At 65.5% G+C, this 23,157-nt stretch carries 21 protein-coding genes; 14 read left to right on the forward strand and 7 right to left on the reverse strand.

Annotation, left to right across the window (positions count from 1 at the left end; genetic code table 11):
• The first annotated feature begins 22 nt into the window (after positions 1-22).
• The 4 genes from ACQ260_RS00435 (at position 23) to rny (ending at position 3,866) form a co-directional block, all read left to right on the forward strand.
• On the forward strand, positions 23-217 hold the full coding sequence (locus ACQ260_RS00435) for a DUF3046 domain-containing protein (RefSeq protein WP_432557425.1): 195 nt from the start codon (positions 23-25) through the stop codon (positions 215-217).
• Between the two features lie 228 nt (positions 218-445).
• Positions 446-1,495 (forward strand): recombinase RecA, encoded by a 1,050-nt coding sequence (recA, locus tag ACQ260_RS00440; protein ID WP_432557426.1) that lies wholly within the window; start codon positions 446-448, stop codon positions 1,493-1,495.
• Between the two features lie 59 nt (positions 1,496-1,554).
• On the forward strand, positions 1,555-2,034 hold the full coding sequence (locus tag ACQ260_RS00445; protein WP_432557427.1) for a regulatory protein RecX: 480 nt from the start codon (positions 1,555-1,557) through the stop codon (positions 2,032-2,034).
• A 185-nt stretch (positions 2,035-2,219) separates the two neighbouring features.
• Complete coding sequence (gene rny / locus ACQ260_RS00450) at positions 2,220-3,866, forward strand: ribonuclease Y (protein WP_432557428.1); 1,647 nt, start codon at positions 2,220-2,222, stop codon at positions 3,864-3,866.
• 73 nt (positions 3,867-3,939) lie between these two features.
• Here the strand turns inward: rny and ACQ260_RS00455 are convergent, their stop codons facing one another.
• The 4 genes from ACQ260_RS00455 to ACQ260_RS00470 form a co-directional block, all read right to left on the reverse strand.
• Positions 3,940-4,812, reverse strand: a complete 873-nt coding sequence (locus tag ACQ260_RS00455; protein WP_432557429.1) for an amino acid ABC transporter permease — start codon at positions 4,810-4,812, stop codon at positions 3,940-3,942.
• Positions 4,809-5,492: an amino acid ABC transporter permease gene (locus ACQ260_RS00460; protein ID WP_432557430.1), complete on the reverse strand. Its 684-nt coding sequence runs from the start codon at positions 5,490-5,492 to the stop codon at positions 4,809-4,811. The genes ACQ260_RS00455 and ACQ260_RS00460 overlap by 4 nt, the downstream gene beginning before the upstream one ends.
• A gap of 89 nt (positions 5,493-5,581) precedes the next feature.
• Positions 5,582-6,442 (reverse strand): glutamate ABC transporter substrate-binding protein, encoded by an 861-nt coding sequence (locus tag ACQ260_RS00465; RefSeq protein ID WP_432557431.1) that lies wholly within the window; start codon positions 6,440-6,442, stop codon positions 5,582-5,584.
• A gap of 43 nt (positions 6,443-6,485) precedes the next feature.
• Complete coding sequence (locus ACQ260_RS00470; protein ID WP_432558338.1) at positions 6,486-7,205, reverse strand: amino acid ABC transporter ATP-binding protein; 720 nt, start codon at positions 7,203-7,205, stop codon at positions 6,486-6,488.
• A 209-nt stretch (positions 7,206-7,414) separates the two neighbouring features.
• Between ACQ260_RS00470 and miaB the strand changes: the two genes are divergently transcribed.
• Positions 7,415-8,893 carry a tRNA (N6-isopentenyl adenosine(37)-C2)-methylthiotransferase MiaB gene (miaB, locus tag ACQ260_RS00475; protein WP_432557432.1) on the forward strand — a complete coding sequence of 493 codons (1,479 nt, stop codon included), beginning with the start codon at positions 7,415-7,417 and terminating at the stop codon, positions 8,891-8,893.
• 78 nt (positions 8,894-8,971) lie between these two features.
• Here the strand turns inward: miaB and ACQ260_RS00480 are convergent, their stop codons facing one another.
• The gene (locus ACQ260_RS00480; RefSeq protein WP_432557433.1) at positions 8,972-9,232 is read right to left on the reverse strand and encodes an antitoxin; all 261 of its coding nucleotides are present in this window, start codon (positions 9,230-9,232) and stop codon (positions 8,972-8,974) included.
• 149 nt (positions 9,233-9,381) lie between these two features.
• Between ACQ260_RS00480 and miaA the strand changes: the two genes are divergently transcribed.
• The 3 genes from miaA (at position 9,382) to hflX (ending at position 12,715) form a co-directional block, all read left to right on the forward strand.
• Positions 9,382-10,317, forward strand: a complete 936-nt coding sequence (gene miaA / locus ACQ260_RS00485; RefSeq protein WP_432557434.1) for a tRNA (adenosine(37)-N6)-dimethylallyltransferase MiaA — start codon at positions 9,382-9,384, stop codon at positions 10,315-10,317.
• Positions 10,318-10,329: 12 nt separating this feature from the next.
• Positions 10,330-11,163 (forward strand): diaminopimelate epimerase, encoded by an 834-nt coding sequence (dapF, locus tag ACQ260_RS00490; protein ID WP_432557435.1) that lies wholly within the window; start codon positions 10,330-10,332, stop codon positions 11,161-11,163.
• 64 nt (positions 11,164-11,227) lie between these two features.
• Positions 11,228-12,715 carry a GTPase HflX gene (gene hflX / locus ACQ260_RS00495; RefSeq protein ID WP_432557436.1) on the forward strand — a complete coding sequence of 496 codons (1,488 nt, stop codon included), beginning with the start codon at positions 11,228-11,230 and terminating at the stop codon, positions 12,713-12,715.
• Between the two features lie 54 nt (positions 12,716-12,769).
• Here hflX and purU read toward each other — a convergent pair whose 3' ends face one another.
• Positions 12,770-13,675 carry a formyltetrahydrofolate deformylase gene (gene purU, locus ACQ260_RS00500; RefSeq protein WP_432557437.1) on the reverse strand — a complete coding sequence of 302 codons (906 nt, stop codon included), beginning with the start codon at positions 13,673-13,675 and terminating at the stop codon, positions 12,770-12,772.
• 461 nt (positions 13,676-14,136) lie between these two features.
• Between purU and ACQ260_RS00505 the strand changes: the two genes are divergently transcribed.
• The gene (locus ACQ260_RS00505; RefSeq protein WP_432557438.1) at positions 14,137-15,453 is read left to right on the forward strand and encodes an MFS transporter; all 1,317 of its coding nucleotides are present in this window, start codon (positions 14,137-14,139) and stop codon (positions 15,451-15,453) included.
• 202 nt (positions 15,454-15,655) lie between these two features.
• Complete coding sequence (locus ACQ260_RS00510; protein ID WP_432558339.1) at positions 15,656-17,578, forward strand: ATP-dependent DNA helicase; 1,923 nt, start codon at positions 15,656-15,658, stop codon at positions 17,576-17,578.
• A 10-nt stretch (positions 17,579-17,588) separates the two neighbouring features.
• Here ACQ260_RS00510 and lexA read toward each other — a convergent pair whose 3' ends face one another.
• Complete coding sequence (lexA, locus tag ACQ260_RS00515) at positions 17,589-18,386, reverse strand: transcriptional repressor LexA (protein ID WP_432557439.1); 798 nt, start codon at positions 18,384-18,386, stop codon at positions 17,589-17,591.
• A gap of 221 nt (positions 18,387-18,607) precedes the next feature.
• On the opposite strand from lexA, the gene ACQ260_RS00520 reads away from it, so the two are divergent.
• The 4 genes from ACQ260_RS00520 (at position 18,608) to ACQ260_RS00535 (ending at position 23,151) form a co-directional block, all read left to right on the forward strand.
• Positions 18,608-18,991, forward strand: coding sequence for a hypothetical protein (locus tag ACQ260_RS00520; RefSeq protein WP_432557440.1), 384 nt, complete (start codon positions 18,608-18,610; stop codon positions 18,989-18,991).
• A 50-nt stretch (positions 18,992-19,041) separates the two neighbouring features.
• A complete protein-coding gene (locus ACQ260_RS00525) occupies positions 19,042-19,470 on the forward strand; it encodes a DUF2752 domain-containing protein (RefSeq protein ID WP_432557441.1) in 429 nt (142 codons plus the stop codon).
• A gap of 298 nt (positions 19,471-19,768) precedes the next feature.
• Positions 19,769-20,230 (forward strand): transcriptional regulator NrdR, encoded by a 462-nt coding sequence (nrdR, locus tag ACQ260_RS00530; protein WP_432557442.1) that lies wholly within the window; start codon positions 19,769-19,771, stop codon positions 20,228-20,230.
• Positions 20,231-20,292: 62 nt separating this feature from the next.
• Entirely contained in the window at positions 20,293-23,151 is a 2,859-nt protein-coding gene (locus tag ACQ260_RS00535) for a vitamin B12-dependent ribonucleotide reductase (RefSeq protein ID WP_432557443.1), read from the forward strand.
• Positions 23,152-23,157 lie beyond the last annotated feature (6 nt).

Genomic DNA, 23,157 nt, shown 5'->3' on the forward strand with positions numbered 1-23,157 from the left:
CTGACAGCCATAGACTGCCGCGGTGCGAGAGACCGACCTGTGGGCGAGACTGAATCGACACCTGGGCTCTGCGTACGCCCAGGTCTGGGCGGATCAGACCAGTCTTGCCGGACTCGGCAATCGGACCGTGCGTGATGCCCTGCGCGCCGGGGTCCCCTGCAAAACGATCTGGCGTGTGGTGTGGGAGGCGCTTGAGCTCCCGGCTATCGAGCGCTGACCGTCGCCCGCGGCGTCCCGACGGGCGGCATCCGGACACGCCCGGCGATGCGATTTGCGTTCGAACACTTGTTCGGTATGTTTTCCACCGGCGGCACGAACCACGGAGCACTATCCACAGCCCAGCATCTCGTTGCGGAAAATGTCAGTGGCGCTGCATAACGTGCTGGATGACAGTGAACGACACCTCCCCCGCGCCCTCGGCTCGGGTCCAGAAAGGGAATCCACCATGGCTGTTGCGGACCGTCAGAAGGCGCTGGAGGCAGCGCTCGCCCAGATCGACAAGCAGCACGGCAAGGGTTCGGTCATGCGGCTCGGTGAGCGTGCCTATGTGCCGATCGAAGCCATCCCGACCGGCTCGGTCGCGCTCGACATCGCGCTCGGCATCGGTGGCCTGCCCCGCGGTCGTGTGGTGGAGATCTATGGCCCGGAGTCCAGCGGCAAGACCACCGTCGCGCTGCACGCGATTGCGAACGCACAGGCTCTGGGCGGCATCTGTGCCTTCATTGATGCCGAGCATGCGCTCGATCCCGAATACGCGAAGAAGCTGGGCGTCGACACCGACGCTCTGCTCGTGTCACAACCGGACAACGGTGAGCAGGCACTCGAGATCGCGGACATGTTGGTCCGCTCCGGGGCCTTGGCTCTGATCGTCATCGACTCGGTCGCCGCGCTGACCCCGCGCGCCGAGATCGAGGGGGAAATGGGAGACAGCCACGTTGGCCTGCAAGCTCGCCTGATGAGCCAGGCGCTGCGCAAGATGACCGGTGCGCTCAGCGGTGCGGGCACCACGGCAATTTTCATCAACCAGCTGCGCGAGAAGATCGGTGTGATGTTCGGTTCTCCCGAGACCACCACTGGCGGTCGGGCGCTCAAATTCTATTCCTCGGTCAGGCTGGACGTGCGACGCATCGAGACGCTGAAGGACGGCCAGGACATGGTCGGCAACCGCACCCGCGTCAAGGTCGTGAAGAACAAAGTGGCGCCACCGTTCAAGCAGGCCGAGTTCGACATCCTTTATGGTCAGGGCATCTCGCGCGAAGGCAGCCTGATCGACATGGGCGTTGACCAGGGCTTTATCCGCAAGGCCGGTGCGTGGTTCACCTATGAGTCCGATCAGCTTGGTCAGGGCAAGGAGAACGCTCGCAACTTCCTGCGCAACAACCCCGAGGTCGCCAATGAGATCGAGCGCAAGATCAAGGAGAAGCTCGGCATCGGTGTGGTCAAGGAAGAGGTGCCTGCTGGCGTTGATCCGGTGACGGGTGAGGTGGAGTTCTGAGCAGTCCACGGGGGTCCGACGCAGCGGGCCGTCAGGAACAGGACGCGGATCCCGAGGACGTGGCGCGCGCCATCGTCCTGCGCCTGCTCACCATGCAGGCCCGCACGCGCCGAGAACTCTCGGATGCCCTGCGCCGCCGCAACGTTCCGGAAGAGGTCGCCGAGTCGGTGCTTGATCGCATGGCTGAGGTCGGCCTCGTCAATGATGCCCAGTTCGCTGACGCGTGGGTGGAATCCAGGCAGCAACGACGGCAGTTGTCGCGGACAGGGCTGCGCCGGGAGTTGCAGCGCAAGGGTGTGGAGCGGGAACTGATCGAGGATGCCGTCGGCCGCGTCTCGGGGGAGGACGAGCAGGAAGCGGCGCGGGCGCTCGCAGAGAAGAAGCTGCGGTCCGTCCGTGGCCTGGACCCTCAGGTCCAGCGCAGACGGATCGCCGGCGCGCTGGCGCGCCGGGGATTCTCGGGCGAGGTGATCGGTTCGGTGCTGCGGGAGCTGCCGTTCGGTGCCGAAGATGACGACTCGGCGGAGGCCTTTTCTTGAATACCGCAGTCACCCCGTTTAGCCTGCTCAAGTGAGACTTCTCGCAGTCCGATGCCGGTGCGTTCGCACGTGCCAGTGAGTTGGACCCTGACCGTCGGCCCTTCGGGTCGAACACAGGGCCTCCGTCGCTGAACGTGACACTCGCAGCGCCGACCGCGAGTCACTGACGAGCGACGGAGGCAGGCGTGGGCGGTTGGGACATTCTGCAGCTAGTCGTGCTTGTGCTGGTGCTTACCGCCATCGTCGGCCTGTCGTTGACCGTGCGTCGAAGCCGGAAAGCCGGCGCCGAGCGCGAACGGGAGCGCGAGGTGTGGCGTCAGGAGGAGCGCTATCGCCTTGAAGCGGAGCTCAGCAAACTGCGCGCTGTCGCCGAGGAACAGGACCGGGAGACCCGGGCAAACGCGGAAGAGCTGCTGCGTGAGGTCGAGGCTGCGCGAGACGAACTCCGACGCGACCGGATCGACCAGGAGCAGCGGTTGCACGAGGCTTCCCGCGAGCTCGACAGGCAGCGGGCCGAGATCCGCGAGCTGCGGGCCGCCGGGGACCGCAGAGATCAACGTCTGGCCCACCGCGAGGAAAGACTTGACACCGAGGCCCGCAGCCATGACGAACGTGCCGTGGCCCTCGACGAGCGGCAGCGTGAGCTCGACACTCGCGCGCGCGAGTTGGCCGGCCTCGACACCGAACGGCGCGCGGAGCTTGAGCGGATCGGCGAGTTGACTGCGGACCAGGCGCGGACAGAACTCGTCACCGAGATCGAACAAGAGGCCCGCCGCCAGGGCGCGGTCCTGGCCCGCAAGATCGAGGACGAGGCGACGCGGGAGGCGGAGAGCCGTGCCCAGCACATCATTGTGTCCACGATCCAGAGGGTTGCGTCTGAGCAGACGGCGGAGTCCGTCGTCTCCACCGTCGAACTGCCCGGCGACGAGATGAAGGGGCGAATCATCGGCCGCGAGGGTCGCAATATCCGCGCGTTCGAACAGATCACTGGCGTCAACGTCATGATCGACGACACGCCGGGCAGCGTCCTGCTGTCCTGCTTCGATCCGGTGCGACGGGAGACTGCGCGTCTCACGCTGACCGAGCTGGTCGCCGATGGGCGCATCCATCCGGCCCGCATCGAAGAGGTCTTCGAACGCAGCCGGGGGAGGATCTCCGAGCGCTGCATCCGCGCCGCAGAAGATGCGTTGACCGAAGTCGGGATCTCTGACCTGCACCCTGAGCTCGTGCCGGTTCTTGGCGCGCTGCGTTATCGGACCTCCTACGGGCAGAACGTCCTCAAGCACTTGGTGGAATGCGCTCATCTTGCAGGAGTCATGGCAGCCGAACTCCGACTCGATGTCGCCGCCTGCAAACGAGCTGCGTTCCTGCACGACATCGGGAAGGCGCTGACCCACGAGGTGGAGGGTACGCATGCCATCATCGGGGCGAACCTCGCCCGGAAATATGGTGAGCACCCCGACATCGTTCATGCCATCGAGGCCCACCACAACGAAGTCGAGCCGCGCACGGTCGAGGCGATTCTCACCCAGGCCTGTGACGCGATCAGCGGCGGACGCCCGGGCGCACGCCGGGAGTCGCTGGAGTCCTATGTCCATCGGCTCGAGCGACTCGAGGAGATCGCCGGCGCACACCCGGGCGTCGAGAAGGTGTTCGCCATGCAGGCCGGGCGCGAGGTGCGCGTCATGGTCTCACCGGAACATGTTGACGATATCGAGGCCCAGATCCTCGCCCGCGACATCGTGAAGCAGATCGAGGAAGAGCTCACCTATCCAGGCAACATCAAGGTCACGGTGGTGCGGGAGTCCCGCGCGACTGAACTCGCTCGCTGAACAGGCCGAGCGGACAAACGAAAACCCCCACGTTCTTGGCAAGAGCGTGGGGGTTCGGTCGTGCGACCTGATCTCAGGGGGTCAGTGAGGTGGTGTTGTCCTCAGCAGCCACTGGTTGAGCGGTGGCGCGCCCCGAGGTCCGGGTCGACATCCGCTTTTCCAGCCACTGGGCCAGAGCCGTCAACGCATAGTTCAGGAGGACGAACACCACGCCGGCCACGATGAAGGCGACGATCAGGTTGCTGCGCACGGACGCCAAGGTTTGGGCGGCGCGAAGGAGTTCGGAGTAGCCGATCATGTAGCCAAGCGCGCTGTCCTTGAGGACCACCACCAGCTGAGTGACCAAGGATGGCAGCATGGCCCGGATCGCCTGTGGCAGCTGGATCGCCGTGAGGGTCTGCCCACGAGTCAGACCAACGGCGAGGCCGGCCTCACCCTGTCCCCGTGGGAGCGAGTGCACGCCGGAGCGAATGAGCTCTGCGATGACTGAGGCGTTGTAGAACGTGAGGCCCAGCACAACCGATGACAGGAGCAGGATGTGACCGGTCAGGAGCCCGTTGAACAGGAAGAGCGCCCACGCGAAGATCATCATGATCAGCACCGGCACGGCGCGGAAGAACTCGACGAAGATCGACGCGGGGATCCGGATCCAAGCCTTGTGGGACAGCCTGCCGGCGCCCAGGAGAACGCCTAGGATCGAGGCCAGCACCACAGCGATGAGTGCGGCCTGCAGGGTGCCGAGGAGGCCGGGCCAGATATACATGGTCCACGTCGAGGCCTCTGCGAACGGCGCCCATTTCTCGGCCGTGAGCTGGGATCTCAACCCATAGATCACCGCGGCGAGCGCGGCGACGAGGACGGTGAGCGTAACCACCGTCAGGAGGAGGTGCCGGCGCCGGGCCCGGGGGCCGGGAGCGTCAAACAGAACAGTCGCTTCAGCACTCATCGCTGCACCGCCAACCGCCGGGAAAGCCACGTGAACAGGAGGCCGGTCGGCAGGGTGAGCACGACGAAGCCGAAGGCGATCACAAAGAAGATCAGGAAGAGGAGATCGGGGTTGAACTCGATCATGTAACGCATGATGTAGGAGGCCTCCGCCACACCGATCGTCGCGACCACGGTGGTGTTCTTGGTGAGAGCGATCAGGGTGTTGCCGAGCGGAGCGATCGCGCCACGGAACGCCTGCGGGAGGACGACCTCCCGCAGCCCCAGACCGAAGTCGAGGCCGATGGCGCGTGCCGCTTCGGCCTGACCCTGGGGGACAGTGTTGACACCCGAACGGAGGGCTTCGGCCACGAAGGCGGCGTGATAGACGGCGAGGGCGATCACGCCCCAGGCAACGTTGTGCCAGCTGAGGGGAGAGGACAACGGGAGTGGGCTGAGCCGCATGTTGTTCCAGAACCCGAGTGCGCAGAACGCGACAATCAGCGTCAGCGGCGTGTTCCGGACGACGTTGACATAGAACGCACCCAGCCGCTGCATGAAGGGGACCGGGCTGACCCGCATGATCCCGACGATCGTGCCGAGGACGAGGGAACCGATAGCAGACAGGACGGTCAACAACAGGGTCATCGCGAACGCAGCGAGCACGTTGTACTCGGTGAACAGAGTCACAATTCCGTCCATCGGTCCCCTTCCTCAGGTCGTGATCGGGCGGTCGGCCCGGGCGCTGGCCCGGGCCGACCTGGTGATGTCAGGTGAATGGTGAGCTGAGATCAGGAACAGGCGGCAGGCTTCGGCGGGTTGGTTGCCGCGTCGGGCGTGAAGCCCGAGGCGCCCACCGTCTTGTCGAGGGCTGCCTGCCAGTCGCCGCTGTCGACCATCTTGGTCAGCGCCGCGTTGATCTTCTCGCAGAGCTCGACGTCGCCCTTCTTGATGCCGACACCGTAGAGCTCCTCGGAGAACGGCGAACCGACGACCTTGAGCTTGCCTGCGTACTGCTCCTGCGCCGCATAGCCGGCAAGGATCACGTTGTCGGTCGTGACCGCGTCCACAGCACCGGAGTTGAGCGCCTCGACGCACTTGGAATAGGTGTCGTATTCCTGAAGTTCCACGTCCTTGGAGTGCTCGTCCTTGATGCGCTTGGCAGGGGTCGAGCCGGTGACGGAACAGAGCTTCTTGCCGTTCATGTTGTCAGGTCCCGTGATGTCCGAATCCTCACGCACGAGGAGATCCTGGCCGGCGATGAAATAAGGGCCGGCGAAGGAGACCTTCTCCTTGCGGGCATCGGTGATCGAATAGGTGGCGAAGATCATCTCCACCTGGCCGCCCTGGATCATGGTCTCCCGCTGTGCGGATGGGGTCTCGATGAAGTTGACGGAGCCATAGCCGAGCTCGTCTGCCACATAGTTGGCGACCTCGACGTCGAAGCCTGTGTAACCGGAGGCTTCCTTCAGGCCGAGACCGGGCTGGTCGTATTTGATGCCGATATTGACAGTGCCGCCACCGCCGTCGCCATTGTCACCGCCCCCACCGGGTCCTGCCGGTGTGGCGCCGGGCGTCGTATTGCACGCGGACATGGTGGCCAGCAGGCCAATGGTGGCAATGCCGGCGAAAATCTTGGACTTGGGCTTCATCGCTTCCTCCGTTGGTTCGATTGTGCGGTTGTTGGGGGCTGAGTCAGTGGGTGAGGATCTTGCCGAGGAAGTCCTTGGCGCGGCTGCTCTGGGGATTGGTGAAGAACGTCTCCGGCTCGGCCTGCTCGACGATCTGGCCGTCGGCCATGAACACCACCCGGTTGGCCGCTTTGCGAGCAAAGCCCATCTCATGGGTGATCACGACCATCGTCATGCCCTCGCGCGCGAGGTCCACCATGACGTCGAGCACTTCGTTGATCATCTCGGGATCGAGCGCAGAGGTTGGCTCGTCGAACAGGATCACCTTGGGGTTCATCGCGAGCGCGCGGGCAATCGCGACGCGCTGTTGCTGGCCGCCGGACAATTGCGCTGGGTATTTGCCGGACTGATTGTCCACGCCCACACGCTTCAGAAGTTTCATGCCCTCTTCCTTGGCCTTGGCCGAGGAGAGCTTGCGTACCTTCATCGGACCCAAGGTGACGTTCTCGAGAATCGTCTTGTGCGCGAACAGGTTGAACGACTGGAACACCATGCCGACGTCGGCGCGCAGTTTCGCCAGCGCCTTGCCCTCCTCGGGCAGCGTCTTTCCGTCGATCGAGATCGTCCCGGAGTCGATCGTCTCGAGACGGTTGATGGTGCGACACAGGGTGGACTTGCCGGAGCCGGATGGCCCGATGACGACGACGACCTCGCCCCTGCCGATCGTGAGGTCGATGTCCTTCAGCACATGCAGGGGGCCGAAATGCTTGTTGACGTTGTCCATCACGACCAGCGGATCGAAGTTCTTGGACTGCCGTCGGGACTCGCCTGGCGGATAACGGTCGAACTCTGCATCAGTCGACAAGTCGTCCTGGTTCTCCCCAGGGAACACGGCATCCTGCGTCATACCAGGACCTTAAGGGACAAACCTACGCTCGGGTAGGTCTTCATGATTACGGCACGGTTTCGATTCCGGGCTAGCCTTGGTGGGCCATGACAGTGACCGATGAACCCGCACGCAGCCAGCCCCGCACCTATGAGGTGCGCACCTACGGCTGTCAAATGAACGTCCATGACTCCGAACGCATCCAGGGTCTTCTGGATGCAGCCGGCTATGTTCCCGCGCCCAAGGGCGCCGACGCGGACGTGGTCGTGTTCAACACCTGCGCAGTTCGGGAGAATGCCGACAACCGCCTTTACGGCAATCTCGGTCATCTTGCCGAGGTCAAGCGGCGCCACGACGGGATGCAGATCGCCGTCGGAGGCTGCATGGCGCAGAAGGATCGCGACATGGTCGTCAAGCGTGCCCCGTGGGTCGACGTCGTGTTCGGTACGCACAACGTCGGCTCCCTGCCCGCGCTGCTCGAACGTGCCCGCATCCAGCAGGAGGCACAGGTCGAGATCAAGGAAGCCCTCGAGACGTTCCCGTCGAACCTGCCCACGCGCCGGGACTCGGCGTACGCGGCCTGGGTCTCCATCTCCGTCGGCTGCAACAACACCTGCACCTTCTGCATCGTTCCCTCGCTGCGCGGCAAGGAGACCGACCGTCGCCCGGGCGACATCCTCGCCGAGATCCGCGCGCTGGTCGCCGAGGGCGTGCAGGAGATCACGCTGCTCGGGCAGAACGTCAACACCTATGGGGTGGAGTTCGGCGACAAGCAGGCATTCTCGAAGCTTCTGCGCGCCTGCGGTGACATCGACGGACTGGAACGCGTGCGGTTCACCTCACCGCATCCCGCGGCGTTCACAGACGACGTCATCGAGGCCATGGCGGACACCCACAACGTCATGCCCCAACTCCACATGCCGCTGCAGTCCGGTTCCGACCGGATCCTCAAGGCGATGCGTCGCTCCTATCGCAGCGAGCGTTTCCTCGGCATTCTCGATCGCGTCCGGGCAGCCATGCCGCAGGCTGCGATCACGACCGACATCATCGTGGGCTTCCCCGGCGAGACGGAGGAGGACTTCGTCGAGACGTTGGCGGTCGTCGAGCAGGCGCGTTTCGCGGCGGCGTTCACGTTCCAGTATTCGATTCGTCCGGGTACGCCGGCCGCGACGATGCCCGACCAGGTGTCGAAGGAAATCGTCTCCGACCGCTATCGGCGACTGGTTGATCTCGTCGATGGCATCGCCTGGGACGAGAACAAGAAGTTCGTGGGGGAGCGTGTCGAGGTGATGTTCGCCGACAACGAGGGCCGCAAGGACGCCGCGACCTCCCGCATGTCCGGCCGCGCGCGCGACAATCGGCTGGTCCATGTGGCGGTGCCCGAGAACCCCGAGCTCAGACCGCGGCCGGGCGACATCGCCGAGGCCGTCGTCGACTACGCGGCACCGCACCATCTCAATGCCGACGGCGGGATCAACAACCTCCGGCGTACGCGTGGGGGAGACGCCTGGGCCGCGCGGAAGGCTGCCCCCGTGACGTCGTCCGCGGTCAGCCTCGGACTGCCGACGATCGGCCGGCGGGCCTGACTCAACTGTCGGAGACCGGCCCCGAACATGCCGAAGGCCGCCCACCCTGCGGTGAGCGGCCCTCGGAGAAAACGATGGTCAGGCCGGCGGCTGTCCGGGCGCGCCCGGCTCGGCCGGGGGCAGGTTGCCCTCGGGGGCCTCGGCGTTCGGCGGTGGCGCATCGACCGGAGCCCGCTCGCCACCGTACTGACCCTTGACGAAGTCCTGGCCCTTGTCGACGTGCGCGGCGTGCTGACCACCGGTGCGCTGGTCGATCATGTCACCTGCCTTGTCGACGATGCCGTCGGCCTTGTCGGGGTTTTTCGAGGCGAAGTCCTTGGCCTTGTCGAAGATGCCCATGCGTCTTCCTCCTTGGTCTGGGTTTCGCGACGCCCGACCGCTCGGCCGGTGCCACTGGCCGCCGGTTGACGGCCTGGTCCCCAGTATGACGGCTCGCTCCTCTCGCCGATCACGACCCCCCCTCGCCCGGGTCGGGCACACTGGCTCGCGTGGAGCAGACCCTCGTCCTGATCGGCCCGACCGCGAGCGGCAAATCGTCGTTGGCAGTCGCGTACGCACAACTGCGCATCTCCCGCGGCCAACCCGCAGAGGTGATCAACGCCGACTCGATGCTCGTCTATCGCGGCATGGACATCGGCACGGCGAAGCCGAGCGAGGCCGAGCGGGCAGGGATTCCGCATCACTTGATCGACATCGCCGACGTCACCGAGACCGCCTCGGTGGCGGAGTTCCAACAGCTCGCCCGGGCCGCCATCGACGACTGCCATGCCCGTGGGGTGTTGCCGATCGTCGTGGGTGGGTCCGCGCTCTATACACGCGCGATCGTCGACGAGTTCGACTTCCCGGGCACCGATCCCGGCGTACGCGCGCGCTGGGAAGCCGAACTCACTCGCGTCGGGCCGGAAGCACTGCACCGAATCCTCGCCGAGCGGGCTCCCGACACAGCAGCGGGCATCCTCCCCGGCAACGGCCGCCGGATTGTTCGCGCGCTGGAGGTCATCGAGCTGACCGGGGGCTTCACGCCGAAACTGCCGGAATGGACGTACGCGCTCCCCGGTGTCGTCCAGGTCGGCCTCGAACTCGAACGCGATGAACTCGACCGACGGATTGCAGCGCGGGTGGAGGAGATGTGGGCGGCGGGTCTGGTGGCGGAGGTACGCAGGCTCATCCCGCTCGGTCTCCGCGACGGCCTCACCGCCGCGCGGGCGCTGGGCTATCGGCAGGTGCTGCAATTCCTGGACGGGGAACTGACGGAGGCTGAGGCGAAGGAGGCGACGGTCGTCGGCACGCGCCGCTTCGCGCGCAAACAGTTGGGCTGGTATCGACGCGACCACCGCATCGCCTGGCTCCCCGCACTGGCCGAGGACCTCGTGGAGAGCGTGGACCGGCTGATGAGCGGGATGGACACGTCCAGCAGCGGGTGAAAGCCTCGGATCATGCGCACCTGGAATGTCGCCAAAGGACACGGCACCGAGAACGATTTCGTGATCCTGCTCGACCGCCACGGCATGGCGAGCCCGAGCCCGACGGACGTGCGCCTGCTCTGCGATCGCCGCACGGGTCTCGGTGGTGACGGACTGCTCCGGGTGGTCTCAGCTGGGCAGATCCCCGAGTGGGCCGGCGACCCCAAGGTCTGGTTCATGGACTATCGCAACGCCGACGGTTCGGTGTCGGAGATGTGCGGCAACGGGGTACGCGTGTTTGCGCGCTATCTCGTCGAGGAGGGCCTCGCCAACGGCCCCGACATCCCGGTCGGGACTCGCGCGGGCCTGAAGCGCGTCACGATGCAGCGCGACGGCCAAGTCCGCGTCGACATGGGTCAGGTGCTGGTCGACGACGAGCCGACGCAGGTGTCGCTCGGTGGCGTGACCATGACGGCGACAAAGGTCGACGTGGGAAATCCGCACGCGGTTGCATTCGTCGAGGATGTGGCACCGCTCGATCTCACCCGGGCACCGGAATTCGACGCGGAGCGCTATCCCGACGGCGTTAACGTCGAGTTCGTCGAGGTCGTCGCGCCGGGCCACGTGCGGATGCGCGTGTTCGAGCGCGGCGTGGGGGAGACCCGGTCCTGCGGGACCGGAACCGTCGCGGTCGCTGCGGCGGCACGGCGGGCGTTCGGCGGTGACGACTGGCGCGTGGACGTGCCCGGAGGGACGCTGCACATCGAGGTGGAGAGCACCCCAGACGGCGGTATCGAACGCGCCCTGATGACCGGGCCGGCGGTCGTGCACATCCGCGGTGACGTGCAGGTGCTCGACGAGCAGTGACGGCTCTTCGCCCCTGGCTTATTCGCTCGCTTAGTCGGTCCGGGCGTGCCATTGTGGAGGGACGATGACAGCGCGCCTCAACGATGACTTTCCCGACGACGACCTCGACCAGCTCGAGGACGAAGACCTGTCGGATGACTGGCCCGAGGATGACTTGGGCGAAGCCGAGGATGACTCGGACGACTATGACGGTGACCAGCTCGACCTGGCCGAGCGGCACTCTCTGCGCCGCGTGGCAGGCATGTCGACCGAGCTCGAGGACGTCACCGAGGTCGAATATCGGCAGCTGCTCCTCGAACGGGTGGTGCTCGTTTCCGTGTGGACGACCGGCTCCCAGGAGGACGCGGACAACGCGATGGCAGAGCTGAAGCAGCTCGCCGAGACCGCGGGATCGCAGGTCCTGGAGGGTTTGGTGCAGCGGCGTTCAAAGCCGGATCCGGCGACCTATATCGGCCGCGGCAAGGTCGCCGAGGTGCGGGAGGTCGTGATCGCAACAGGGGCGGACACCGTCATCTGCGACGGCGAGTTGAGCCCTGCACAACTCCGCAACCTGGAGGACGAGATCAAGGTCAAGGTCATCGATCGGACCTCGCTGATTCTTGACATCTTCGCCCAGCACGCCAAGTCCGTGGAGGGAAAGACCCAGGTCGAGCTGGCGCAGCTCAACTATCTCAAGCAGCGCCTGCGCGGGTGGGGCGGGAATCTGTCCCGGCAGGCCGGTGGCCAGGCTGCCGGTGGCGCAGGCATCGGCGGGCGCGGTCCGGGTGAGACCAAGCTCGAGACAGACCGGCGCCGGATCCACTCGCGGATCGCGCAACTCCGGGCGAAGCTCCGCGACATGGACTCGACCCGGGAGACGAAGAGGGCGGAGCGTCGACGACACCGGGTGCCGTCAGTGGCGATCGTGGGGTACACCAACGCCGGCAAGTCCTCCCTGCTCAATCGGCTGACCGGCGCGGGCGTACTCGTCGAAGACGCCCTCTTCGCCACCCTCGACCCGACCACTCGGCGGACTGAAACCACGGACGGCCGGGTCTACACGCTCACCGACACCGTCGGTTTCGTCCGCCACCTGCCCCACGACCTGGTCGAGGCATTCGCCTCGACGCTGGAGGAATCGACGGACGCCGATCTGCTCGTGCACGTCGTCGACGGCGCTGACGCTGATCCGTTGGGTCAGATCTCCGCGGTGCGCACGGTCCTCAACGACATCGGCGCGGGCGACAACCCCGAGTTGCTCGTCATTAACAAGGCCGATCGGGCGTCGGAGGAGAACCTGCAACTGCTGCGCACCCGCTTTCCCGACGCCGTCGTCGTCTCCGCCCGGACCGGAGCCGGGGTGGACGAATTGAAGAGCGTGATCGACGGACGCCTTCCGCGCCCGGAGGTCGAGGTGCGGGCCTTGGTGCCATACAGCCGCGGCGATCTGCTCGACAAAGTCCATCGCTCGGGTGAGTTCGTCACCACCGAGCACACGGCTGACGGGACGCGGATCGTCGCTCGTGTCCATCCCGAGGTCGCCGCGGAGTTCGAGGAGTTCTTTGAGGGGTGACCGCCCCGGTCGGTCGAGTTCGGAGCGGGGTGCGTGGCAATCTGACCACTGCGGTCAGGCAAAGACCACCGTGGTGTTGCCCCGCCGGAGCACTCGGTCCTCGCAGTGCCATTGCACGGCCCGGACGAACACCGCCCGTTCGATGTCAGCACCCCGCCTGCGCAGCGTCGCGACGGTGTCGTCGTGGGAGACGCGGGCGACATCCTGCTCGATGATCGGCCCCTCGTCGAGGTCCTCGGTCGCATAGTGCGCCGTCGCGCCGATCAGCTTCACGCCGCGCGCGTGCGCCTGAGCATAGGGCGAGGCGCCGATGAACGCGGGCAGGAAGCTGTGGTGGATGTTGATGACCGGGCAGCCGACGTCCCGCAGGAACGTAGTGGACAGGATTTGCATATAGCGGGCCATGACCACAACGTCGAAGTTGTCCTTGAGGAGACGCAACTGCTCGGCCTCCGCTGCCTCCTTGTTCTCCTTGGTGACGGGGATGTGGACGAAGGACAGGCCGAACGAGCGGACGGCGGGCCCGAGGTCGGCGTGGTTGGAGATGACCAGACCGATGTTGATCGGCAGTTCGCCACGGCGCCACCGCCACAGCAACTCCATCAGGCAGTGGTCATATTTCGACACCATGACGGCGACTCGTTTCGGCACCGCCGACTGGGTGATCTGCCAGTCGTCGACATCGAACGGGTCGACGACGGTCAACGCGAACTGTTCGCGCACCTCGTCGATGATGGCGGTGAGATTGGGCATGCGGAACACGATCCGCAGGAAGATCGGGCCGCCTTCGGGATCGGTGGTGGTCTGGTCCGACTCGATGATGTTGGCGTTGCGCTCAGCCAGGAAGGTGGCGACGGCCGCCACCACGCCGGGTCGGTCGGCACAGTGGACGGTCAAGCGGCCCTCATCCGGACTGATTGCCTGGGCCAGGGTGCGGTCGGTTCCAGTCAGGATGGTCATCGTCGACTCCTTGGTTCATTGCTCTAAGCCGCATCTTGCCATTCCGGTCCGACAATCGAGCCCCAGCGCGTGAAATCGGCTCCTGCCGCCCTGAAGTCGTGCCGTTCAGCCAACGCAGCGCCCTGACCGCCGCTACCCAGCCGGCGCGACCCCTTCGATCCGCAGAGTCCGCCACACCCACTGTCCGGAGTCGATCAGCGGCCGCCGCGCGCAGCCGCAACGAGTCGTGACCCGCCTCAGCGCAGCATTGTCGAAGCCAATGCCATGGACAGTGCGAGGTCGTTGCTGTCATGCTGTCAGCAGTTGCGTTATGGTCCCATGAATTAATGCAATACCTGAAAGTGCGATGATGCGCTTTCGGGATGTGCCTGATCGAGCTCGGGCCCGCGATCAGTGAATTCCAGTTCGACTGGAGCCTTTCTCCCAACCTGCTCATATTGCCCCCGGAAAAGAGCATTGCTATGGCTTCACCTACCACTGAGCCCCTCGACAAGTCTCATCTGATTCCCAAGGGCGAGAGATATCGCGCCCTTATCGCCAGCGCTGTCGGCAGCGTTATCGAGTGGTATGACTACTTCCTTTACGGCACCATGGCCGCGATCGTCTTCGGGCCGTTGTTCTTCCCGTCGGACGATCCCGTCATCAGTCAGATTCTGTCCTTGACGTCATTCGCGCTGGCCTTCTTGGTCCGGCCGGTCGGCGGCATCTTGTTCTCGCACATGGGCGACCGGATCGGCCGGAAGATCACCCTCATCATCACGCTGTCGTTGATGGGATTGGCGACGATCGCCATGGGCTTGTTGCCGACCTACGCGAGCATCGGGATCGCAGCGCCGATCCTGCTCACCGTCCTTCGGCTCATCCAGGGTCTCGCCCTCGGCGGCGAATGGGGCGGTGGCCTGTTGCTGGCAGTCGAATATTCCCCGAGCCATCGCCGCGGCTTCTATGGAGCCATCCCCCAGACCGGAGCGCTCGCAGGCCTTGCCTTGGGCAACTTGGCGGTGACCGGAAGTCTGGCCGTCTTCTCCGAGGAAGACTTCCTGTCGTTCGGCTGGCGCATTCCGTTCCTGATTTCTGCCGCCCTGGTGCTGCTTGGCCTATGGATCCGGAAGGCGGTGGGCGAAACACCGTCGTTCAAGAAGGTCCAGGCCGAACGCACACAGGAAAAGTTGCCGATCGCCGCGGTGTTCCGGAAGAACTGGCGAGAAGTGTTCATCGTCATTGGCGCCAAGGCCATCGAAACGGCGACGTTCTTCCTGTTCGCGACCTACACAATCTCCTTCATGGTCAGCATCGGATATGAGCGACTTGAAGCCCTCAATGCGGTGTTGATCGCGGCGGTCGTGACGATTCCGATCATGCTGGCTGCCGGCGCTATTTCGGACCGCGTCGGCCGGAAGAAGGTGTACACGGTCGGCACCGTTCTCGCGATGGCCTTCGTCATCCCGTATTTCGAGTTGCTGAAGACCGGCAACTGGTGGCTCGCTCTCTTGGCGATCTTCATCGGATTCAGCTGCATTTGGGCGCTGGTCGGCGCGACGCTCGGTTCCTATTTCGCCGAGAGTTTCCCACCGGCCGTTCGCTATACGGGTGTCTCGTTGGGTTATCAGGTCGGCGCCGCGCTCTTCGGCGGCCCGCTTCCGTTGATTGCCACGGCGTTGGTGGCGGCGTACGCCAGCACACTGCCTGTCGGCTTGGTCGTCATTGCCTTCGGCGCCATCTCGCTGGTGGCGCTGGCGTTCACGCGGGACCGCACGGGCCAGCCGCTCGACGGCTGACCCCGGCTCGGCGGCAGCTATGCGAGCAGCCGCCCTGGGAACGACCTTGACCGACCCGGCAGAGCCGGCCGGACTTCTTCCGGGCGGCTCTGTCGGCGCGGTTGGCTAAGGTTGCCCGGTGACTTCCACCCCTGACCATCGCGCCGTTCTGGCCCATGCCGTCGAGCAACTCGGCGGGAGCGAGCGGCCCGGTCAGGTGGCGATGGCGGACGCGGTCGCAGAGGCGCTTGCCACCGGACAGCATCTGCTTGTGCAGGCGGGCACGGGCACCGGCAAATCGCTCGGCTATCTTGCGCCGGCCCTGATGAGGGCTGCCGGCGCGTCCGAGCGTGTCGTGGTGGCCACCGCCACTCTCGCGCTGCAGGCCCAACTTGCCAAGACCGACATTCCCCGCGCACTCGACGCGGTGGAGAAGGTTCTCGGGCGGCGACCCCGCACGGCGATCCTGAAGGGCCGGTCGAACTACGCGTGCTTGTTGCGGGTCCGCGATCAGGCCGTCGAGGACCAAGACACTTTGTTGGGCTCGACGGAGGTCGTCGAAGCCATGCGTGCCACGGCCCAATCAGCCGACTCGGTTGTGGGCGCTGAAGTTGTGGCGCTGCGAGAGTGGGCGGAGACCCAGGCGGACGACCATGGGCTGGCCGATCGGGATGATGCGCCGTCCCATACGGCCAAGGCATGGGCCCAGGTGTCGGTCCCGGTCCGCGAGTGCGTCGGTGCCCAGCGGTGTCCCTATGGCGAGGTGTGCTTCGTGGAGAAGTCGCGCGAGGTCGCGCGCGCCGCTGATCTCGTGGTGACGAATCATGCCCTGTTGGCGATCGACGCCATGCACGGCGGAACGGCGTTGCCTGAGCATGATCATGTCATCATCGACGAAGCCCACGAGTTGGTCGCCCGGGTCACCGGGGCGGCGTCCGCGGAGTTGTCGCCACAGCAGGTGGAACGCATCGCCAAACGATCGCTGCCTTGGCTGTCGGACGAGCTCGGCCTGGAATTCCTCGAGATGGGCGACGTGCTCCGCGAGGCGCTGGACGCGGCACCGCTGGAGCAGGTGCCCGGTCCAGACGCCCCCGTCGTCCGGGCATTCGAGCAGGTGCGTGACGTCACCCGCAAGGTGGTGAGCGCCATGGGCGGCAAGGAGGCGGACAACGAGGAGCGCCAAGCGCAGGCCGCGGTCAAGGAAGTCTTCGACGTGGCGGAGCGGATGGCGGCTCTCGGGGACTTCGATGTCATCTATGTCGCCGAACGAGATCGCATGGGTCGGGAGGCTCGAGTCGCGCCACTCAGCGTGGCCGGGCTGATGCGGGAGAAGGTGCTGAATCAGGTCACGACGATCCTGACGTCGGCGACGCTGAGGATCGGCGGGGATTTCGAATCGGCTGCGGGTTCAGTGGGTCTCCGGCGTGACGAGCGCAGGGAGCTTCCCGCGCCGCCGGCAGAGGACGAGGAACTCACCTGGCGGGGCATCGACGTCGGGTCACCGTTCCACTATGCGAAGCAGGGGATTCTCTACATCAGCAGGAGCCTGCCCCGTCCCGGGCGCGACGGAATCTCTGACGCAGTGCTGGCGGAGGTCGCAGAGTTGGTGTGGGCAGCTGGTGGCCGGACGCTCGGCCTGTTCGCCTCCACGCGTTCGGCCGAGGTCGCCGCGCGGCATGTGCGGGAGAACTTGAAGAAGCACACCGTGCTGTGCCAAGGAGATGCCCAACTGTCCGAACTGACACGGCGCTTCATCGACGAACCGGAGACGAGCCTCTTCGGGACGATGTCGCTGTGGCAGGGGATCGACGTGCCGGGTGACACATGCAGGCTGGTGATCATCGACAAGATCCCGTTTCCGCGCCCGGACGACCCACTGATGCAGGCGCGCCAGCGTGCGGTGGCCGAGGCAGGGGGCAATGGGTTCATGGCAGTAGCGGCGGGTCATGCGGCACTGCTCCTCGCCCAAGGAGCCGGACGACTTATCCGACGTGCCACGGACAGGGGCGTCGTCGCCGTGCTCGACCCCCGCCTCAGCACTGCGCGCTATGGCTCGTTCCTGCGTGCGGGGATGCCTCCGATGTGGCAGACGAACGATCCGGAGATCGTTGTCCAGGCACTTCGCAGGCTGAGCGCGGAGACCTGACACCCGCCCGTCAGACGCGACGCAGCACCGCAACCACTTTGCCCAGGATGGTGGCGTCGTTGCCGTCGATCGGATCGTATGCAGAGTTGTGCGGCATCAGCCACACCTGCGAGCCGGTCCTCTTGAAGGTCTTGACCGTGGCCTCGTTGTCAAGCAGGGCGGCAACCATGTCGCCGTTGTCGGCGGTCGGCTGCTGTCGAATGACGACCCAGTCCCCGTCACACACCGCAGCGTCGATCATGGAGTCACCACGCACCTCCAGCAGGAACAGGTTGCCCTCACCGACCAGTTGCCTCGGCAACGGGAACACGTCCTCCACACGTTCCTCGGCCAAGATCGGTCCGCCGGCCGCGATCCGGCCCAGAACCGGCACGGCGACAGCCTCCGGGAAAGCGTCGCCGATTCCGGTCTCGTCGTTCGTCGATGCCGCGCCCGACCGAATGCCGGAACCGGAAGTGGGCGCCGCGTCCGGCAGCAGGACCTCCAGCGCGCGAGGGCGATTGGGGTCGCGGCGCAGAAAACCCTTGTGCTCCAGAACCTTCAACTGGTGGGAGACCGACGACGAACTGGCCAAGCCGACCTGTTCGCACATCTCCCGGATGCTCGGCGGATAACCCCGCGTCTCCACCGCATCCTTGATGACCTGGAGGATGTGACGTTGGCGCGGCGTGAGCCCATGGGCGTCCCGCGGGCCATCGGGCAGTTCTGACACCGTGCCCCCGGCGGCGACGATCTGGGCCTCGACTTCCGCTTTGCTGGGGCGCCCTCGGCGACGACGGGGGGTAAGGGTGTTTTCGCTGTCTGCCATGAGCCCAAACATACGCGGATTCCCTGCCCGATTGAAACATTTGTTCGAAGTGACGGCCGCGTGTCGCTTTCCTCGATCAAAAGTGTCGGACCCGCCTGATGGGCTTCCTGCTGTCGGGTCGTTCGGGCCCGGAGGGCAGGCTCCGATTAGGGGTTGTGTTCGAATCACTACTAGGCAAGACTGTTCTTCGAACAAATGTTCGACGAACGCGAGGAGGGGTTATGAGCGCTCTGATGGATGTCCGGTTGGCGGATGCTGCAGTGCGTCCCGGCCGGCGAGGTCGCCCGCAGGAGGCTGCTCGCCGCCGCGTCCGGACTGCACCGGCCGGGCGCATGGTTCAGCCGGGCCGGCAAGGACGACCCGAGGGTGTGCGCGGTCCGGAGGTGGGCCGGGCAGTTCGTCGCGGATCTGCTGAAGTGCCGCCGGCAGTGTTGGATCTCGGTTTCCGGCTGACGGACCGGGGGCTCGCGGTGGCGATGGGCGTCATCGTCGCCTTGATGGTGACAGCGCTCGTGTGCGTGGGGGCGACCGCAATGCGCGTGACCGCCGAACCGGCAGCGTCGGTGACCCCGGGGGTCTCGGTGGCGGAGTCGGCGTCTCGGTGAGCGCTTGGGTCACCTCTGTTGCCCCGGATAATGGCCTCATGCAGCCGCCGATGAAGTCCGTGACCCCGGGGGGTCCGCTGTCAGCTGGGGTGGACGGTGTTCGCCGGCTGGGGTGGCTGTCTCTATTCGGTGGCGCGTGTGCGGTCGCCGGAGGGGTCTATGTGGTCACGGGGGAAGGGGCGCCTTGTCCATTCCTGGCGGTGACAGGGTGGCTGTGTCCGCTGTGTGGCGGTTCGCGGATGGGCGGCGCCCTTTTGCGCGGTGATGTCGCTGCCGCCTGGGGCTGGAACCCCTATGTGCTTGTGCTGGCAACCGTTCTGGCCGGAGTCTGGGTCTGGACCGCGCTGCGGATCGCGCTCGAACGGCCTGCTGGCCTGCCGGGCCTCCTCGGCCGCTTGGACACGTGGCGTCCGGCGTGGATCGTCCTGCTGTTGGCGGCTCCCGGCCTCGTCTTCATGCTCCTGCGCAACGTCCTCTGACCAGCTTTGTGTGACGCGCCAGGATCCAAGCGGCGCGGTCGCGGGAGTGTCGTGGCGGGGGAGCCTGTCATACCGAAGTTGGACGCGCAAGCCGGTGTCCGAGCCCCGAGCGAAGCACTTGCCTCTTGTGGGGGAGGCGCCTAGGGTGTCCATATCTAGTAGTTACAACCTTGTTGTTAATCCACAGGTTGTGGTTCTTGTCCACAGCCTGTCCACACCGATCACACAGGTTTGTCCCCAGGGATATCCCCAGCCGGGGCCTGTGGGGTCGCCGAATCGTCACCGGAGGTGAGTGCACATGCGCTGTCCCTACTGCCGACACAACGACTCCCGCGTGCTGGACTCGCGCTCGGTCGACGAGGGTGCGGGCATTCGCCGACGTCGTCAGTGTCCGGCCTGCGAGCGTCGCTTCACCACGATCGAGCAGATGCAGATGGTCGTGGTCAAGCGGTCCGGTGTGGTGGAGCAGTTCAACCGGGACAAGGTTGTGAACGGCGTTCGCAAGGCCTGCAAAGGCCGCCCGGTGACCGAGGAGCAACTCGCACGGCTCGGTCAGGAGGTCGAGGAGGCCCTTCGCGCCTCGGGGCTGCCGGAGATTCCGGCCGGCGAGGTTGGGGTCGCCATCCTCACCCCGCTGCGCGCTCTCGACGAGGTTGCCTATCTCCGCTTCGCGAGCGTCTACAAGCAATACGAGTCCGTGGACGATTTCGAAGCAGAGATCGCGCGGCTCCGGCAGCAGGCTGCCACCGTTGCCGACTGAGGCGACGCACCGACAACCAAACCCACCCCGCGTCCAAGGACGCCATCTCCGAGAGGAACGCAATGACCGAGACCGCGCGCTCCAGTCGCAAGACCGGCAAGGCCCGCACCGGCCTGACAATCGATCGCGTTTTCACCACCGACGGCGTCCACCCGTATGACGAGGTGGTCTGGGAACGCCGCGACATCGTCCAGACCAACTGGAAGACCGGCGAGAACGTCTTCGAGCAGCGCGGGGTGGAGTTCCCCGATTTCTGGTCGATGAATGCCTCGACGATCGTCACCACGAAATACTTCCGGGGCGCGCTCGGCACCGAAGCCCGGGAACAGGGCCTCAAGCAGTTGATCGACCGGGTGGTGAAGACCTATCGCACCGCGGGCCAGGAGCACGGCTACTTCGCCACCGAGGCCGACGCGGAGATCTTCGAGCACGAGCTCACCTGGATGCTGTTGCATCAGGTCTTCAGCTTCAACTCCCCGGTCTGGTTCAACGTCGGCACCAAGAGCCCGCAGCAGGTGAGCGCGTGCTTCATCCTCTCGGTTGACGACTCGATGGACTCGATCCTGAACTGGTACAAGGAGGAGGGCTTCATCTTCAAGGGCGGCTCCGGCGCCGGCCTGAATCTCTCCCGCATCCGCTCGTCCAAGGAGTTGCTGTCCTCCGGTGGCACCGCCTCCGGTCCCGTTTCCTTTATGCGCGGCGCCGATGCGTCCGCCGGGACGATCAAGTCCGGTGGCGCCACCCGTCGTGCGGCGAAGATGGTCGTGCTCGACGTCGACCACCCCGACATCGAGGAGTTCATCGAGACCAAGGCGCGAGAGGAGAACAAGATCCGCGCGCTGCGCGACGCCGGTTTCGACATGGATCTGGGCGGCAAGGACATCACCTCGGTGCAATACCAGAACGCGAACAACTCGGTGCGGGTCTCGGACGAGTTCATGCGGGCGGTGGAGGACGGCGGCGACTTCGCACTGACGTCGCGCACCGACGGGCAGGTCGTGGAGCGCGTCGATGCCCGCGAGCTGTTCCAGAAGATCGCCAAGGCGGCCTGGGAGTGCGCGGACCCCGGGGTGCAGTACGACGACACCATCAATGCTTGGCACACCAACCCTGAGACCGGTCGGATCACTGCGTCCAACCCCTGCTCGGAGTACATGTCGCTCGACAACTCCTCCTGCAACCTCGCCAGCCTCAACCTGCTGAAGTTCCTGACCGAGGAGGACCGCTTCGACGCCGAGCTGTTCACCAAGGCCGTCGAGTTGATCATTACCGCGATGGACATCTCGATCTGTTTCGCGGACTTCCCGACCGAGGCCATCGGCGAGACGACGCGCAACTACCGTCAGTTGGGCATTGGGTACGCGAACTTGGGCGCCCTGCTGATGGCGACCGGACACGGCTATGACTCCGAGGGCGGTCGCTCGTTCGCCGCAGCGATCACCTCCCTCATGACCGGCGCCTCCTATCGCCGGTCAGCCGAGCTTGCCGCGATCGTGGGTCCCTACAACGGGTACGCCCGGAACGCTGATGCCCATCAGCGCGTCATGCGCAAGCACCAGGCCGCCAACGACTCGCTGCGCACGATTTCCGGCATCGACGGTGATGTGCACAAGTTGGCGACCAGGGAATGGGACCAGGTCGTCAAGCTCGGGGCGAACAACGGGTTCCGCAATGCCCAGGCGTCGGTGCTGGCTCCGACCGGGACCATCGGCTTCATGATGGACTGCGACACCACCGGCATCGAGCCGGACTTCTCGCTGGTCAAGTTCAAGAAGCTCGTCGGCGGTGGCTCGATGCAGATCGTCAATCAGACGATCCCGCGCGCGCTCACCAAACTCGGCTATGCGGCGGAGACGGTGGAAGCGATCGTGGAATACATCGCCGAGCACGGACATGTGATCGACGCACCAGGGCTTCGGACCGAGCACTACGAGGTGTTCGATACCGCTATGGGCGCGCGGGCCATCCGCCCGATGGGCCATGTGCGCATGATGGCGGCCGTGCAGCCGTTCCTCTCCGGTGCGATCTCGAAGACGGTGAACCTGCCGGAGAGCGCGACGGTGGAGGAGATTGCGGACGTCTATCTGCAGGGTTGGAAGCTCGGCCTCAAGGCGCTCGCGGTCTATCGCGACAATTGCAAGGTCGGCCAGCCCCTGTCGGATGCCAAGAAGAAGGAGGAGAAGGCGGAGGCGCCGGCCCCTGCTCCCGCGGTGGAGTACCGTCCGCGGCGCAAGCGACTGCCCAAGAAGCGTCCCTCGATGACAACGTCGTTCACTGTGGGTGGCGCTGAGGGCTACCTCACGTCCGGGTCCTATCCCGACGACGGTCTGGGCGAAGTCTTCCTGAAGCTCGGCAAGCAGGGTTCGACCCTGGCGGGCGTCATGGACGCCTTCTCGATCGCGGTGTCCATCGCGCTGCAGTACGGCGTGCCCCTCGACACCTACGTCCAGAAGTTCACCAACATGAAGTTCGAGCCGGCCGGCATGACCGACGACCCGGATATCCGGATGGCGCAGTCGATCATCGACTATGTTTTCCGCCGTCTTGCGCTCGACTATCTGTCGTTCGACGAGCGTTCGGAGCTCGGCATCTATACGGCCGCCGAACGCGCCCGCTATGTGGAGACCGGGTCCTATGTCGCGGACGAGGTCGAGGAGATCGAGTCCGAGTCGCTGAAGAATGACGCGGGTGACGAGGTCGACACGGATCGGCCTGGCAAGAACTCGGCGCCAGCAGCGATCAAGGAGATCAACCTGATCAAGCCGGCGCCGGCGGAGGCGCATACGTCGGCGGAGCTTATGGAGTCCCTCACCGGCAGCACCGTTGACGCGCCGCTCTGCTTCACCTGCGGCACCAAGATGCGTCCCAGCGGCTCCTGCTATGTGTGTGAGGGCTGCGGCGCAACGAGCGGCTGCAGCTGATCGTGC

Origin of the sequence: Ammonicoccus luteus (assembly GCF_050880385.1) — a bacterium.
Lineage (GTDB): Bacteria > Actinomycetota > Actinomycetes > Propionibacteriales > Propionibacteriaceae > Enemella.

Excerpts from the sequence above, each read along its gene's own strand:
- recA (WP_432557426.1), top strand. The coding sequence starts at position 446 with ATGGCTGTTGCGGACCGTCAGAAGGCGCTGGAGGCAGCGCTCGCCCAG.
- ACQ260_RS00455 (WP_432557429.1), bottom strand. The coding sequence starts at position 4,812 with ATGAGTGCTGAAGCGACTGTTCTGTTTGACGCTCCCGGCCCCCGGGCC.
- ACQ260_RS00460 (WP_432557430.1), bottom strand. The coding sequence starts at position 5,492 with ATGGACGGAATTGTGACTCTGTTCACCGAGTACAACGTGCTCGCTGCG.
- ACQ260_RS00465 (WP_432557431.1), bottom strand. The coding sequence starts at position 6,442 with ATGAAGCCCAAGTCCAAGATTTTCGCCGGCATTGCCACCATTGGCCTG.
- ACQ260_RS00470 (WP_432558338.1), bottom strand. The coding sequence starts at position 7,205 with ATGGACAACGTCAACAAGCATTTCGGCCCCCTGCATGTGCTGAAGGAC.
- miaB (WP_432557432.1), top strand. The coding sequence starts at position 7,415 with ATGACAGTGACCGATGAACCCGCACGCAGCCAGCCCCGCACCTATGAG.
- ACQ260_RS00480 (WP_432557433.1), bottom strand. The coding sequence starts at position 9,232 with ATGGGCATCTTCGACAAGGCCAAGGACTTCGCCTCGAAAAACCCCGAC.
- dapF (WP_432557435.1), top strand. The coding sequence starts at position 10,330 with ATGCGCACCTGGAATGTCGCCAAAGGACACGGCACCGAGAACGATTTC.
- hflX (WP_432557436.1), top strand. The coding sequence starts at position 11,228 with ATGACAGCGCGCCTCAACGATGACTTTCCCGACGACGACCTCGACCAG.
- purU (WP_432557437.1), bottom strand. The coding sequence starts at position 13,675 with ATGACCATCCTGACTGGAACCGACCGCACCCTGGCCCAGGCAATCAGT.
- ACQ260_RS00505 (WP_432557438.1), top strand. The coding sequence starts at position 14,137 with ATGGCTTCACCTACCACTGAGCCCCTCGACAAGTCTCATCTGATTCCC.
- ACQ260_RS00510 (WP_432558339.1), top strand. The coding sequence starts at position 15,656 with ATGGCGGACGCGGTCGCAGAGGCGCTTGCCACCGGACAGCATCTGCTT.
- lexA (WP_432557439.1), bottom strand. The coding sequence starts at position 18,386 with ATGGCAGACAGCGAAAACACCCTTACCCCCCGTCGTCGCCGAGGGCGC.
- ACQ260_RS00520 (WP_432557440.1), top strand. The coding sequence starts at position 18,608 with ATGAGCGCTCTGATGGATGTCCGGTTGGCGGATGCTGCAGTGCGTCCC.
- ACQ260_RS00525 (WP_432557441.1), top strand. The coding sequence starts at position 19,042 with ATGAAGTCCGTGACCCCGGGGGGTCCGCTGTCAGCTGGGGTGGACGGT.
- nrdR (WP_432557442.1), top strand. The coding sequence starts at position 19,769 with ATGCGCTGTCCCTACTGCCGACACAACGACTCCCGCGTGCTGGACTCG.
- ACQ260_RS00535 (WP_432557443.1), top strand. The coding sequence starts at position 20,293 with ATGACCGAGACCGCGCGCTCCAGTCGCAAGACCGGCAAGGCCCGCACC.